A 13,287-nucleotide genomic window follows, 5' to 3' on the forward strand; every position below is an offset into this window, starting at 1 on the left:
AGTGCGGGCGGCCCCGGCCAAGAGGGGGCTGCCCGCACTCCGGGGTCAGGGCAGGCCCAGGTGGTCACGCAAGGTGGGGCCCGAATACTCGGTACGGAAGACGCCCCGGTCCTGCAACAGCGGGACCACCGTGTCCGCGAATTCGTCCAGGCCGCCCGGCGTGACGTGGGGGACCAGGATGAACCCGTCGCTGGCGTCGGCCTGGACCAGGTCGTTGATGGCGGTGGCGACGGTGGTGGGGGAGCCGATGAAGTTCTGGCGGCCGGTGACCTCGATGATCACCTCGCGGGTGGAGAGGTTCTTCGCCTCCGCGAGCTGACGCCATTCGTGCGCGGTGGCGACCGGGTCGCGGTACATGCGGACGCTGGCGCGGCCCTTGGCGATCTTGTTCTCGCCCACCGTGGGGTCGAACGCGGGCAGCGGGCCGTTCGGGTCGTGCGCGCTGAGGTCGGTGTTCCAGAGCTGCTCGAGGAACTTGATCGCGGTCGCCTCGCTGACCTGCTGCAGGCGAACCTCGTGGGCCTTCTCCTGCGCGTCCGCGTCCGTGTCGCCGAGGACGAACGTCGCCGCGGGCAGGATGACCAGCTGGTCGTAGGTCCGGCCGTATTTGGCCAGGCGGCCCTTGACGTCGCTGAAGAACGCTTGGCCCGCTTCGAGCGTGCCGTGGCGGGTGAAGATCGCGTCGGCGGTGGCGGCGGCGAACTCGCGGCCCTCGTCGGAGTCGCCGGCCTGGATGATCACCGGGCGGCCCTGCGGGCTGCGCGGCACCGGGAACCGGCCCTCGATGTCGAAGTGCCGGTCGTGGTGGGAGAACGCGCCGGCGTGCGCGTCGGCCAGGAAGCGGCCGGCGGCCTTGTCGGCCAGCACCTCGTCGCCGCGCCAGGAGTCGAACAGCTCCCATGCCGTGCGCATGAACGTCTCGGCCCGCGAGTAGCGCTCGTCCTGCGGCAGGAATCCGCCGCGGCGGAAGTTCTCGCCGGTGAATGCGTCCCACGACGTCACGACGTTCCAGGCCGCGCGCCCGGCCGAGAGGTGGTCCAGCGAGGCGAACTGCCGCGCCACCTCGAACGGCTCGTTGAACGTCGAGTTGATCGTGCCCGCCAGGCCCAGCCGCTCGGTGACGGCCGCGAGCGCGCTCAGCACCGTGAACGTGTCCGGCCGGCCGACCACGTCCAGGTCGTAGATCTCGCCGTTCTGCTCGCGCAGCCGCAGGCCCTCGGCCAGGAAGAAGAAGTCGAACTTCGCGCGCTCGGCGGTCTGGGCGAGCTTGACGAACGAGCTGAACTCGATGTGGCTGCCGGCCTCGGGGTCGCTCCACACCGTGGTGTTGTTGACGCCGGGGAAGTGCGCCGCGAGGTGGATCTGCTTCAGGGGCTTGGTCATCAGGAATCCTCCTCAGGCGGCGTAGCGGTTGGCGGGCCTCGGCAGGCCGAGCAGCCCGCGGAGCGTTTCGGCCTCGTACTTGCTGCGGAAGGCGCCGCGCCCGCGCAGCTCGGGGACGAGGCCGCGGGTGATGGCCGTCAGGTCGTGCGGCAGCGCTCCCGGGCGCAGCCGGAAGCCGGACAGGCCCGCGGCGTGCCAGTCGAGCAGCAGGTCGGCCAGCTCGGCAGGAGTGCCGGTGAACACCGTCGCGTCGGAGGTGTACTCGGCGCCGGCCAGCTCGTCCAGGCGCGCCTTGCGGTCGGCGGCGGCCTGCGCCGTCTCGTCGAGGAACACCACCAGGTCACCGAAAACGTGCAGGGTCTCGTCGGCCCGGCCCGCGCGTTCTTGCTCGGCGCGGACGTCGCCGGCGATCGTGGCGGCACCACTGCGGTCCGACGGCGTCACGTAGACCAAGTCAGTCGAACGGCCCGCCAGCCGGTACGGCACGGCGGCGTGCGCCAGCGCGGTGACCAGCGGCTGACCCTGCGGCGGCCGCGGCGTGATCGACGGGCCCTTCACCGAGAACCAGCGGCCGGTGAAGTCGATGTAGTGCAGCTTCTCGCGGTCGACGAACCGGCCGGTGGCCACGTCGCGGATCTCGGCGTCGTCCTCCCAGCTGTCCCACAGGCGGCGCAGCACCTCGACGTAGTCCGCGGCCTCGTCGAACAGGTCCGCGAGCGCACTCGGCTTGTCCGGCTCCGCGCTGTCGGGCAGGTGGAACGCGCCGGGCTCGCGGCGGCCGAAGTGCCGGTACTCGTCGGCGCGCCCGGAGACCTGCACGCGCACGCCCGCGCGGCCGCTGCTCACGTAGTCGAGGGTGGCGATGGCCTTCGACAGGTGGAACGGCTCGGTGTGGGTGACGACGGCGGTCGGGACCAGGCCGATGCGCGAGGTGAGGGGCGCGACGCGCGAGGCGATCAGCACCGCGTCGAGGCGGCCCTGCACCACGTCGTCGCGGTCCTCGACGGTCTCGGCGCGGGCGTCCGCCCGCAGTGAGAGGAAGTCCTCGAACGTGACGAAGTCCAGTTTGGCCGCCTCGGCCTCGCGGACCAGGTCCGTCCAGTAGCCGGCGGTGAGCAGCTCGGCGGGCCGCGCGTCCGGCTCCCGCCACGCCGCCGGATGCCAGCCTGCCCCCTCCAGGGCCACGGCGAGCCGTGGTCCGCTAACCCCTGTCATGCGCGCGTCCTTTCCCATGGGCCTGTGCCAGCAGTGTGCGCTGGGAGACGGAGCCCGGACAGCGGTTACCAGCCGGTGGGAATCTGGCGGAAGCGGGAATAACCGCGGGGAGCGGGACTCAGCCGAGGTCGACGCGGATGGTGAGCAGGTCCGAGCGCTCACCGCGAAGGGCTCGTGAGTGTTTATGACGGTTCTAACCATCATAAACACTCACGAGCTTTTACCAGCGGTCAGCGCGGGAAAACGGTGCCGTCGAACAGCTTCCGGGCCGTGCGCACTACGCCGCTGCGGCGGACCAGTGGCGGGCTGGCCTCACCGTCCACTTCGACCTCGACCTGCAGGTGCCCGGTGGGGTGCTCGACGTCGATGCGGGACGAGCGCGGCGGCTTCGCCAGGTCGTGGCCGACCGCGCCGTCCAGCAGGATCGCGGTGGCGACGCTGACCGCGCCCAGCACGCCGATCGACGTGTGCGGCTCCAGCGGGATGAAGGTGCGGGTGCCGATCGTGCCGCCGTCGGACGGGGCCGAGACGAGGGTGGTCTTCGGGACCGAGCTGTCCCGGACGTCGCCGAGGCCCATCAGCTCCGCGGCCGTCAGCCGGAGCGACTGGATCCGCGCCCGCAACGCCTCGTCCTTCAGCTGCGCCGGGGTTTCCCGGCCGGTCAGCCCGAAATCGGCCGCGCGGGCGACGACCACCGGCATGCCGTTGTCCACACAGGTCACTTCGACACCGTCCACAGTGTCCACCAGCTGCCCGGTCGGCAGCAGCCCGTGGCCGGAAGAGCCCGCGGTGTCGGCGAAGTCGAGCACGATCGGCGCGGCGGTGCCGGGCACGCCCGCGATCGCCGTGTCGCCGCCGTATTCCACGACGCCGCCGGGGGTGGGGAACCGGGCGACGGCCGTGCTGCCCGAGTTCAGCATCCGGATCCGCACGGTGGTCTGCTCACCGCCGGACGGGACCAGGCCGCGCTCGACGGCGAACGGCCCGACGCCGGCGAGCAGGTTGCCGCAGTTCTGCCGGTCGCTCACCGTCGCCTCTTCGACGCCGAGCTGCAGGAACAGGTAGTCGACGTCGGCGTCCGGGTCGGGACTCGGCGAGACCACGGCGACCTTGCTGGTGAGCGGGTGCGCGCCGCCGATGCCGTCGATCTGGCGCGGGTCGGGGCTGCCCATGATCCGCAGCAGCAGGTCATCGCGGGCCGCGGCTTCGGCGGGCAGGTCTTCGGCGCGGAAGTACGCGCCCTTGGACGTGCCGCCGCGCATGAGCAGGCAGGGGACGCCGCTCACGCCTGCTCCCGGGCGTAGTCCTCCGCGGTCAGGTACCGGACGCCGAGCCCGGCGAGCTTCTCGCGCAGGCTGTAGCGGTCGAGGCCGAGTTCGCCGGCGCGGAACGCCGCGCGGGACTGCTCTTCCTTGGCCAGACGGGCTTTCGACGCCGCGACGCCGCGTGAGACGTCCCCGCGCGGTACACAAAGGACACCGTCGTCGTCGGCCACGATCACGTCGCCCGGCCGGATGGTCTGGCCGCCGACGACCACCGGCACGTTCACCGCGCCCGCGGTGGCCTTCACCGTGCCCTGCGCGCTGACCGCGCGGGACCACACCGGGAAGCCCAGCTCGGCCAGCTCGGCGACGTCGCGGACGCCGGTGTCCAGGACCACCCCGCGCACGCCGCGGGACTTCAGCGACGTGGCCAGCAGCTCGCCGAACAGGCCGTCGGTGCAGGGCGAGGTGGTGGTCACCACGAGCACGTCGCCGGCCTGGCACTGCTCGACGGCGGCGTGGATCATCAGGTTGTCCCCGGGCCAGCACAGCGCGGTGACGGCCGAGCCGGCGATGCGCGGGCCGCGGTGCAGCGGCCGGTGCCGGGGGCCGAGGAAACCCGTGCGTCCCAACGCTTCGTGCACCGTCGCCACGCCGAAACCGGCCAGCTCGTCGATCTGGCCGGGCGCGGCGCGCGGGACGTCGGTGACCACCACTGGGCCCATGAAGGCAGCTCCCTCAGCTCTCGGTTTCGCGCAGCGCGCCGATCACGCTGCGCAGGTGCGCCCGGGCCGCGCGCTCGGCGGCCTCGGGGTCGCGGGCGGCGATCGCCTCGATGATCGCCAGGTGCTCGGGGAGGGAGACGTGCGGGCGCCCGGCCCGCATGGACAGCTGGAACTGGTGCCGGACGATCTGCCCGTGCAGCCGTTCCAGCAGCTCCGCGGCGACCGGCTGCCCGGCGATCTCGCGCACCGTGCGGTGCAGTTCGCGGTTGAGCGCCGAGTACTTCATCGGCTCGCCGTCCTCGACCGCCGCCCGCAGCCGGGCGCCGAGTTCGCGCAGGCCTTCGATGTCGCCGTCGGTCGCCTTCTCCGCCGCCTTCGCCGCGCACAGTCCTTCGAGCACCATGCGGCACTCGGTGATGGCGACGGCCTCCTCGATGGAGACCACGCGCACGCGCGCGCCGCGGTGGGGGATGCGCTCCACCAGCCCGTCGGCGGTCAGGTCGATCAGCGCGGCGCGCATGCTCGCGCGCGTGACGCCGAAGGTCTCGGCCAGCTCGGCCTCCACCAGCCGCTGCCCCGGGACGACGTCGCCCGCCATCAGGGCGGCCCGCAGGGCGTCCAGCGCGGCCTGCTTCCCGGCCTCCCCTTCCTTCGGCGTGGTGGGCATCCCGGCTCCTCTCCTCGATGACTGACGCTAAGCATCCCATACAAGATTGTCAACAATTTCGTGGACGACTCTTGTGACGATTCCGCGGACGAGTTACCTTGCCTCGCGGGAGACCCCACCGGCCGCAACGACGCGCCGGGACGAGGAGGAGATGATCACGAAGATGCCCGGACCGGCCCCGACACCGCCCGAAGCCCAGGCGACCACCCTGACCACCCGCCGCGCTGTGGTGGGCGCCTCCTTCGGCTTCTTCGTCGACATGTTCGACGTCTACCTGCCCGTGGTGGCGCTGACGCCGGCGATGAACTACTTCCTGCCCCCGTCGGTGTCCACCGGCAGCCGCGCCGTGATCACCTCGCTGATCTTCGTGGCCACGCTGCTGGGCCGCCCGCTCGGCTCGATGATCTTCGGCCGGCTCGCCGACAAGGTGGGCCGCCGCCGCGTGACGCTGTGGTCGATCACCGGCTGCGGCGTCTGCACACTCGCGATCGCGCTGCTGCCCGGCTACTCGGCCGTCGGCCTGCTCGGCGTGGTGCTGATGGTGGTGCTGCGCCTGGTGGACGGGGTTTTCCTCGGCGGCGAGTACACCGGCGCGACCCCTCTGGCGATGGAGGCGGCGCCGGCCGGGCGCCGCGGCTGGTACGGCGGGCTGGTCGGCATGGGCTTCCCGCTGTCGTACTGCGCGATCGCCTTGGTGACGTTCGTGATGCTGCGGATCGCGCCGTCCGGCGGCCCGGAGTCGGCCTACTCCGTGTGGGGCTGGCGCGTGCCGTTCCTCGTGGGCGCCTTGCTGTGCCTGGTGTTCTGCCTGTACTACTCGCGCACGGTCGAGGAGTCCGAGACCTGGAAGGCGGCGCCGAAATCGCGCACGCCGATCCGTGACGTGCTGATCGGCTCGTCGCGCCGCCAGTTCATCCAGGTGTTCGTGATCATGAGCGGCATCTGGTTCGCCTCCAACCTCGCCTCCGGCCTGCTGCCGAGTGCGTTGCAGTACCAGGCGCACGTGTCGGCGACGCAGGTGACGGCCGCGCTGGTGATCGTGCAGGCCATCCACTCCGTGCTGTTCCCGTACATCGGGCTGCTGTCGGAGAAGATCGGCCGGCGCAAGTTCCTGGCCTGGTCGGGGGTGGGCATCGGCGTGGTCTGCGCCGCCGCGTTCGCGACGATCAGCCTCGGCTGGTGGTCCGGCTTCGGCGCGGTGCTGCTGCTGACCCTGGTGATCCGGCTCAGCGGCGGCAGCACGTTCGCCGTGACGCCTTCCTATCTGTGCGAGCGCTTCCCGCCGGCCGTGCGGGGCAGCGGGTTCGGGCTGGGTTACAGCATGCCGCTGATCCTGACCTCGTTCTACGCCTATTACCAGGGCTGGCTGGAACACCTGATGCCGTCCGGGTTCACCGCCGCGGCCCTGCTGGTCCTCGGCGGCGCGCTGGTGCTGGTGGGCTCGCTGCTCGGCCCGGAGACCAAGGACGTCGACCTGGCCGGGCAGCCCGTTCCCGAGGCGGCCCGGGCATGACCGCCGTCGCGCTGCTGGGCCTCGGTGAGGTCGGCGCGGTGCTCGCCGAAGACCTGGCCGGCGCCCGGCTTTCGGCGTGGGACACGGCTTTCGCGGACGAGACGAGCGCGGCTGCCCGTAACGCCCGGCGGTTCGGCCTTCCGTCCACTTCGGACGCACTGACGGCCGTACGCGGGGTGAACCTGGTGATCAGCGCGGTGACCGCGGCGAACGACTTGGTGGCCGCCCGTTCGGTAGCGGCAGGACTGCCGGACGGCTGCTGGTACGTCGACCTGAATTCCGCCGCGCCCGGCCAAAAACAGGCCGCGGCCGAGGTGATCGAAGCCGCGGGCGGACGCTACGTCGAGGCGGCGGTGATGTCGCCGATCTCGCCGAAACGGCTGGCCGCGCCGATGCTGCTGGGCGGTCCGCACGCGAGCGCGTTCGCGGAGTTCGCCCGGCCGCTCGGCTTCACCGGGCTGGAGGTGTACGCCGACGTCGTCGGGCCCGCGTCGGCGACCAAGCTGTGCCGCTCGGTGATGATCAAGGGCGTCGAGGCGCTGCTGGCCGAGTCCATGCTCACGGCACGCGAGTGGGGCGTGGAGGGACAGGTGCTCGCCTCGCTGTCCAACCTGCTGCCCTCGGACGACTGGGAAAAGCTCGCCGCGTACATGATTTCCCGCTCGCTGGAGCACGGTGTCCGCCGCGCCGAGGAACTGCGCGAAGCCGCGGTGACGGTCGCGGGCGCCGGGATCGAGCCGGTGATGGCGGAGGCGATCGCGCGCCGCCAGGACTGGGCCGCGGCGCACCGGCCCGCGGACCTCGGCCAGGACCTGGCGCCGCTGCTGGACGCGATCCGCGCGCTATTGCCCGCTGCAGAACGGAAAGGCACGCCCGAGTGATCATCGATTGTCACGGCCACTACACCACCGTCCCGGCAGCGCACACGGCCTGGCGGGACGGGCAGCTCGCCGCCTTCGGCGCGGGCACGGCCACCCCGCGGTACCCCGTGATCAGCGACGACGAGGTCCGCGAATCCGTGCAGGGGCAGCTGGACCTGATGGCCGAGCGCGGCATCGACCTCACGGTGTTCTCGCCGCGCGCCTCCGCGATGGCCCACCACTTCGGCGACGAGACGGTCAGCGCGGAGTGGACGAGGGCGTGCAACGACCTGGTCCACCGCGTCACGCGGCTGTACCCGGACAAGTTCGCCGGGGTCTGCCAGCTCCCGCAGTCGCCCGGCGTGCCGATCGGGCACTCCGTCGGCGAGCTGCGGCGCTGCGTCGAGGAGCTGGGCTTCGTCGGCTGCAACCTCAACCCCGACCCCAGCGGCGGGCACTGGACCGGGCCGCCGCTGACCGACCGCAGCTGGTACCCGTTGTACGAGGCCATGAGCGAGCTGGACGTGCCGGCCATGGTGCACGTCTCGGCGTCGGTGAACCCGAGCTTCCACGCCACCGGCGCGCACTACCTCAACGCCGACACCACGGCGTTCATGCAATTCCTGCAGGCCGACCTGTTCACCGACTTCCCCGGCCTGCGGTTCGTGATCCCGCACGGCGGGGGAGCGGTGCCGTACCACTGGGGCCGGTACCGCGGGCTGGCCGACATGCTCGGGCGGCTGGAGCCGGACCAGGGCGTGCTGCCGAACGTCTTCTTCGACACCTGCGTGTACCACCAGCCGGGCATCAACCTGCTGTTCGAGGTGATCGGCACCGGCAGCATCCTGTTCGGCTCGGAGACGCTCGGCGCGGTGCGTGGGATCGACTCGCGCACCGGGCACCACTTCGACGACACCCGGCGATACGTCGACGCCCTCGGATTGTCCGAAGAGGACAGTGCGAAGGTGTTCGAGGGCAATGCCCGCCGGGTCTACCCGCGCCTCGACCGGGCGCTGAGGGCGAGGGGACTGTGACCGCGTTCGAGACCGACCCGGGCTGGCTCTCCTTCGACCCGGCGCCGTCGAAGCCGTCGTTCACCCTGCCGCCGGGCACGGTCGACGTGCACTGTCACGTGTTCGGGCCGGGCGCGGTGTTCCCGTACGCGCCCGAGCGCAAGTACACGCCGACGGACGCGAGCAAGGAGCAGCTCGCCGCGCTGCACGAGCACCTCGGCATCACCCGCAGCGTGATCGTGCAGGCCACCTGCCACGGCGCCGACAACAGCGCACTGGTCGACGCGCTCGAAGCGGCCGGCGACCGGGCGCGCGGCATCGCGACCATCCGCGGCGACGAGCCCGACGAGGAGCTGGCCCGGCTGCACGCGGCCGGCGTGCGCGGGATCCGGCTGAACTTCGTCCGGCGGCTCGTCGACCCGAAGCTGGACCGGCACTACCACGAGCTGGTCGCCCGGATCGCGCCGCTGGGCTGGCACCTGGTCGTCTACTTCGAGGCCGCGGACCTGGCCGACCGCTGGGACTTCTTCACCTCGCTGCCGCTGCCCGTGGTCGTCGACCACATGGGCCGGCCGGACGTGGGCAAGCCGGTGGACGGGCCGGACTTCGAGCGGTTCCGGACGCTGCTGCGCGAGCACCCGCAGTTCTGGGTGAAGGTCACCTGCCCCGACCGGCTCACCGCGGCGGGCCCGCCGTACGACGACGTCGTGCCGTTCGGCCGCGCGCTGGTGGCGGAGTTCGGCGACCGCGTGCTGTGGGGCACCGACTGGCCGCACCCGAACCTGAAGAGCCACATGCCGGACGACGGCGCGCTGGTCGACTTCGTCCCGCGCGTCGCGCCGACCCCCGAGGCGCAGCAACGGCTGCTGGTGGCCAATCCCACACGGCTGTACTGGGGCGGCTGAGCCGGGCAACCCCTTCGCGGCCCGGACGTCGTTGTCGGTGAGGGCAAGATCGAAAAGACGAAGAGGTGTGATGGTGAGCAGGGGAATGCTGTCCCGGCGCGGAGCGCTGGCGGCCGGGCTGGGACTGGTGGCCGCGGGCTGTGCGGGTAAGACGGCGGTCTCCTCGCCGCCGTCCTCGTCGTCGGCAGTGCCAAAGCCGTCGGTGCAGCCGGAGCTGGCCGCGCTGGAGCAGAAGTTCGGCGGCCGGATCGGTGTGTCCGCAGTGGACACCGGGACCGGCGCCACGGCCGGGTACCGCGCGGACGAGCGGTTCCTGCTGTGCTCGACGCACAAGGTGCTGGCCGTCTCGGCGCTGCTGCACGGGCACACCGACGCCTTGGACAAGGTGATCCACTACGACAAGTCCCAGCTGGTCACGTACTCGCCGGTGACCTCGCTGCACGTGGCGGACGGGATGACGGGCGCGGCCATCTGCGAGGCGGCGATCACCGTCAGCGACAACACGGCGGCGAACCTGATCGTCGGGCAGGTCGGCGGCCCGGCCGCGGTGACCGCGTTCGTCCGCACCCTCGGCGATCCAGACACCCGGCTGGACCGGCTGGAGCCGGACCTCAACGTCGGCGCCCCCGGCGACGAGCGCGACACCACCACCCCCGCCCGGATGGTGGCCGACCTGCGCGCGCTGGTGCTGGGCAACGGCCTCGACCCGGCCGGCCGCGACCGGCTCACCGGCTGGATGGCCGCCAACACCACCGGCGGCAAGCAGGTGCGCGCGGGCGTGCCGGCCGGCTGGCGCGTGGCCGACAAGACCGGCTCCGGCTCGCACGGGGAGAGCAACGACGTTGCCGTGGTCTGGCCGACCGGCCGCGCGCCGTGGGTGATCGCCGTCTACACCGCCCCGGCCGACCCGAAGTCCACCGCCGGCCCGGCGACCATCGCCGAGGCGACGCGGATCGTGGCGAAGGCTTTCAGCTGAGCGGGGGGACGGGAGCCCGCGCCGGGTGAGTGCCGCCGCCCGTCGTCCACAGTGGACGACGGGCGGGCAGCGGGGCGCGCGAGCGCGGCGGTCAGGCCTTGCGCTGCATGGCGGAACGAGCCGGGTTGCCCTGCTCGTCCGCCTTCGGGTCCTTCTGGTCCGCCTTCGCACGGACGCCCGACTCGACGCGGTCGCCGAGATCCTTGTCGACGTTGCGCCAGTATTCGAAGGCACGCCGGAGGACCGGCTCGGACACCCCGTTGAGCAGGTGGCCGACGATGTTGTCGACCAGGCGCTCCCGGGCGTCGTCGTCGAGCACGTCGCGGACCATCGTGCCGGCCTGACCCCAGTCGTCGTCCTCGGCGTGGTCGACGTAGGCGGTGCGGACGATCTCGCCGTCGGCGTGCCAGCTCGCGGGCGCGCCGTAGCGCTCGGTGTCCGCCCGCGGGCCGCCCTTGGAGTTCGGCGCGTACACCGGGTCGGAGACCTTGGCGAAGCGCATCGCGCCGTCTTTGCTGTAACTGTGCACCGGCGAGGTGGACGCGTTGACCGGCAGCTGCCGGTAGTTCGCGCCGATGCGGTGGCGATGCGCGTCGGCGTAGGCGAACAGCCGGCCCAGCAGCATGCGGTCTGGGCTCGGGCCGATCCCGGGCACCAGGTTGTTCGGTTCGAACGCGGCCTGCTCGATCTCCGCGTGGTGGTCGGTCGGGTTGCGGTCCAGCGTCATCCGGCCGACCTCGACCAGCGGGTAGTCCCCGTGCGGCCAGACCTTCGTCAGGTCGAACGGATTGAACCGGTACGTCTTGGCGTCGTCGAAGGGCATGACCTGGACGTGCAGCGTCCAGCTCGGGTGGTCGCCGCGCTCGATCGCCTCGAACAGGTCCCGGGTGTGGTAGTCGGTGTCGGCGGCGGCCATCTGGTCGCCCTCGTGCTGGGTGAAGAACTCGACGCCCTGGTCGGTCTTGAAGTGGTACTTGACCCAGTGCCGCTCGCCGGCGGCGTTGACCCACAGATAGGTGTGGGAGCTGTAGCCGTTCATGTGGCGCCAGGTGCGCGGGATGCCGCGGTCGCCCATCAGCCAGGTCACCTGGTGCGCCGACTCGGGCGACAGCGTCCAGAAGTCCCACTGCATGTCGTGGTCGCGCAGGTTGTTGTCGGCGCGGCGCTTCTGCGAGCGGATGAAGTGCTGGAACTTCATCGGGTCCTTCACGAAGAACACCGGGGTGTTGTTGCCGACCAGGTCGTAGACGCCCTCGGTGGTGTAGAACTTCAGCGCGAAGCCGCGCGGGTCGCGCCAGGTGTCGGGGCTGCCCCGCTCACCGGCGACGGTGGAGAACCGCGCCACCATTTCCGTCTTCGCGCCCGGCTGGAACACCGCCGCTTTCGTGAGGCCGCTGACGTCGCCGGTCACCTCGAACCGGCCGAACGCGCCGCTGCCCTTGGCGTGCGGCTGCCGCTCCGGCACGCGCTCGCGATTGAACTGCGCCATCTGCTCGATCAGGTAGTGGTCCTGCAGCAGGATGGGGCCGTCCGGGCCGACGGTGAGCGAGTGCTCGTCGCTCTCCACCGGGATACCGGCGTCTGTCGTCGTCGGCTGGTACTGGTTATCGGTCACCTCGTCGTCTCCTCGTGGTCGTGTGGTTACGCGCAGTGCGTTCAGGTGGTGACCGGGTACCCGCCGCAGCGGTGTTCACACCAGGGGCTGTTCAGTCTTCGGAGTGGTCCGGATTGTTCCGACCGGTGGTGTCCGTCGGCGGGTGAACCACTACGCTGAGTGGCCCAGAAGGTACGACTGATGCTGAGGTGAGCTTCGAAGATGCCCGACCCCGTGCAGGAATCGCCGAGTTCGAACCCCGTCGGCGTCGACATCACCCGGGCCAGCATCGCCCGGGTCTACGACGCGGCGCTCAACGGCACGAACAACTACGAGATCGACCGCGAGGTCCTGCGCCAGGTCGCCACCGTCGCGCCCGAGGTGGCCGACCTGGCCTGGGCCAACCGGAACTTCCTGGTCCGCGCCTGCCGGTTCCTGGCCACCCAGGGCAAGGTCACGCAGTACCTCGACTGCGGCTCGGGCCTGCCGACCGCGGAGAACACCCACCAGGTCGTGCAGCGGCTGCAGCCCGAGGCCCGCGTGCTCTACGTCGACAACGACCCGGTGGTGCTCGCGCACGGCCGCGCGCTGCTCGAGGAGAACCCGCAGACCCGGTTCGTCGAGGCGGACATCTTCGACGCGAAGCAGGTGCTGGAAAACTCCACTGTGCGGGAGTTCCTGGACTGGGACCAGCCGATCGCGCTGATCCAGAACGGCACCCTGCACCACTACCTCGGCGCCGACTACGCCGACCTGATGGCGACGTACACCGACGCGCTGTCCTCGGGCTCGTTCGTCGTGGTCGCGCACTTCCTCGACCCGCAGACCCCCGAGCACAGCGAGATCGCGCGGCGGATGGAGGAGAAGTTCACGCACAGCCCGATGGGCAGCGGCGTGTTCCGCACCTGGGACCAGATCCGCACCATGTTCGGCGGCACCGAGCTGGTCGACCCGGGTCTGGTGCTGTGCGAGGACTGGTGGCCGGACGGCCCGCGCTACACCCCGCTGAACCAGGTGCAGGAGTGCATCGCCGGCGGGGTCGGCCTCAAGGCCTGAGCGGCGCTCGTCCCGTCAGGTGAAACGGTGGCGGGCCTCCTCTCGCGCTGGCTAGGTTCGGGCTGAGCGGTCCGGGTGACTCCTGTTTTACAGGTCGCCCGGCCGCCCCGGACGAGGA

The 13,287-nt window shown here is 71.5% G+C and carries 12 protein-coding genes; 6 read left to right on the forward strand and 6 right to left on the reverse strand.

The window, feature by feature from the left end; genetic code table 11:
* Window positions 1-45: 45 nt before the first annotated feature.
* From OG371_RS38075 to OG371_RS38095, 5 genes are all read right to left on the reverse strand, one after another.
* Window positions 46-1,383, reverse strand: a complete 1,338-nt coding sequence (locus OG371_RS38075) for an NtaA/DmoA family FMN-dependent monooxygenase (RefSeq protein WP_329060960.1) — start codon at window positions 1,381-1,383, stop codon at window positions 46-48.
* 12 nt (window positions 1,384-1,395) lie between these two features.
* Window positions 1,396-2,598: an LLM class flavin-dependent oxidoreductase gene (locus tag OG371_RS38080; protein ID WP_329060962.1), complete on the reverse strand. Its 1,203-nt coding sequence runs from the start codon at window positions 2,596-2,598 to the stop codon at window positions 1,396-1,398.
* 230 nt (window positions 2,599-2,828) lie between these two features.
* On the reverse strand, window positions 2,829-3,884 hold the full coding sequence (locus OG371_RS38085; RefSeq protein WP_329060965.1) for a 4-oxalomesaconate tautomerase: 1,056 nt from the start codon (window positions 3,882-3,884) through the stop codon (window positions 2,829-2,831).
* Complete coding sequence (locus OG371_RS38090; RefSeq protein WP_329060967.1) at window positions 3,881-4,585, reverse strand: 4-carboxy-4-hydroxy-2-oxoadipate aldolase/oxaloacetate decarboxylase; 705 nt, start codon at window positions 4,583-4,585, stop codon at window positions 3,881-3,883. Before OG371_RS38090 ends, OG371_RS38085 begins: the two co-directional genes overlap by 4 nt.
* 13 nt (window positions 4,586-4,598) lie before the next feature.
* Window positions 4,599-5,252 (reverse strand): GntR family transcriptional regulator, encoded by a 654-nt coding sequence (locus OG371_RS38095; protein WP_329060969.1) that lies wholly within the window; start codon window positions 5,250-5,252, stop codon window positions 4,599-4,601.
* A 151-nt stretch (window positions 5,253-5,403) separates the two neighbouring features.
* On the opposite strand from OG371_RS38095, the gene OG371_RS38100 reads away from it, so the two are divergent.
* From OG371_RS38100 to bla, 5 genes are all read left to right on the forward strand, one after another.
* Complete coding sequence (locus OG371_RS38100) at window positions 5,404-6,765, forward strand: MFS transporter (protein WP_329060971.1); 1,362 nt, start codon at window positions 5,404-5,406, stop codon at window positions 6,763-6,765.
* Window positions 6,762-7,646, forward strand: coding sequence for an NAD(P)-dependent oxidoreductase (locus OG371_RS38105; RefSeq protein WP_329060973.1), 885 nt, complete (start codon window positions 6,762-6,764; stop codon window positions 7,644-7,646). The genes OG371_RS38100 and OG371_RS38105 overlap by 4 nt, the downstream gene beginning before the upstream one ends.
* Window positions 7,643-8,659, forward strand: coding sequence for an amidohydrolase family protein (locus OG371_RS38110; protein ID WP_329060976.1), 1,017 nt, complete (start codon window positions 7,643-7,645; stop codon window positions 8,657-8,659). The genes OG371_RS38105 and OG371_RS38110 overlap by 4 nt, the downstream gene beginning before the upstream one ends.
* On the forward strand, window positions 8,656-9,543 hold the full coding sequence (locus OG371_RS38115) for an amidohydrolase family protein (protein WP_329060978.1): 888 nt from the start codon (window positions 8,656-8,658) through the stop codon (window positions 9,541-9,543). The genes OG371_RS38110 and OG371_RS38115 overlap by 4 nt, the downstream gene beginning before the upstream one ends.
* A 70-nt stretch (window positions 9,544-9,613) precedes the next feature.
* The gene (gene bla / locus OG371_RS38120; protein WP_329060980.1) at window positions 9,614-10,519 is read left to right on the forward strand and encodes a class A beta-lactamase; all 906 of its coding nucleotides are present in this window, start codon (window positions 9,614-9,616) and stop codon (window positions 10,517-10,519) included.
* Between the two features lie 91 nt (window positions 10,520-10,610).
* On the opposite strand, the gene OG371_RS38125 is transcribed toward bla, so the two are convergent.
* Entirely contained in the window at window positions 10,611-12,134 is a 1,524-nt protein-coding gene (locus OG371_RS38125) for a catalase (RefSeq protein ID WP_329060981.1), read from the reverse strand.
* A gap of 201 nt (window positions 12,135-12,335) precedes the next feature.
* On the opposite strand from OG371_RS38125, the gene OG371_RS38130 reads away from it, so the two are divergent.
* Window positions 12,336-13,169 carry an SAM-dependent methyltransferase gene (locus tag OG371_RS38130; protein ID WP_329060983.1) on the forward strand — a complete coding sequence of 278 codons (834 nt, stop codon included), beginning with the start codon at window positions 12,336-12,338 and terminating at the stop codon, window positions 13,167-13,169.
* Window positions 13,170-13,287: the final 118 nt, after the last annotated feature.

This window comes from Amycolatopsis sp. NBC_01480 (assembly GCF_036227205.1).
Taxonomy (GTDB): Bacteria; Actinomycetota; Actinomycetes; order Mycobacteriales; family Pseudonocardiaceae; genus Amycolatopsis.

What these genes read in the sequence shown, in the direction of transcription:
- OG371_RS38105 (WP_329060973.1), top strand. Translation starts at nt 6,762, where the DNA reads ATGACCGCCGTCGCGCTGCTGGGCCTCGGTGAGGTCGGCGCGGTGCTC.
- OG371_RS38130 (WP_329060983.1), top strand. Translation starts at nt 12,336, where the DNA reads ATGCCCGACCCCGTGCAGGAATCGCCGAGTTCGAACCCCGTCGGCGTC.
- OG371_RS38080 (WP_329060962.1), bottom strand. Translation starts at nt 2,598, where the DNA reads ATGACAGGGGTTAGCGGACCACGGCTCGCCGTGGCCCTGGAGGGGGCA.
- bla (WP_329060980.1), top strand. Translation starts at nt 9,614, where the DNA reads ATGGTGAGCAGGGGAATGCTGTCCCGGCGCGGAGCGCTGGCGGCCGGG.
- OG371_RS38100 (WP_329060971.1), top strand. Translation starts at nt 5,404, where the DNA reads ATGATCACGAAGATGCCCGGACCGGCCCCGACACCGCCCGAAGCCCAG.
- OG371_RS38095 (WP_329060969.1), bottom strand. Translation starts at nt 5,252, where the DNA reads ATGCCCACCACGCCGAAGGAAGGGGAGGCCGGGAAGCAGGCCGCGCTG.
- OG371_RS38090 (WP_329060967.1), bottom strand. Translation starts at nt 4,585, where the DNA reads ATGGGCCCAGTGGTGGTCACCGACGTCCCGCGCGCCGCGCCCGGCCAG.
- OG371_RS38075 (WP_329060960.1), bottom strand. Translation starts at nt 1,383, where the DNA reads ATGACCAAGCCCCTGAAGCAGATCCACCTCGCGGCGCACTTCCCCGGC.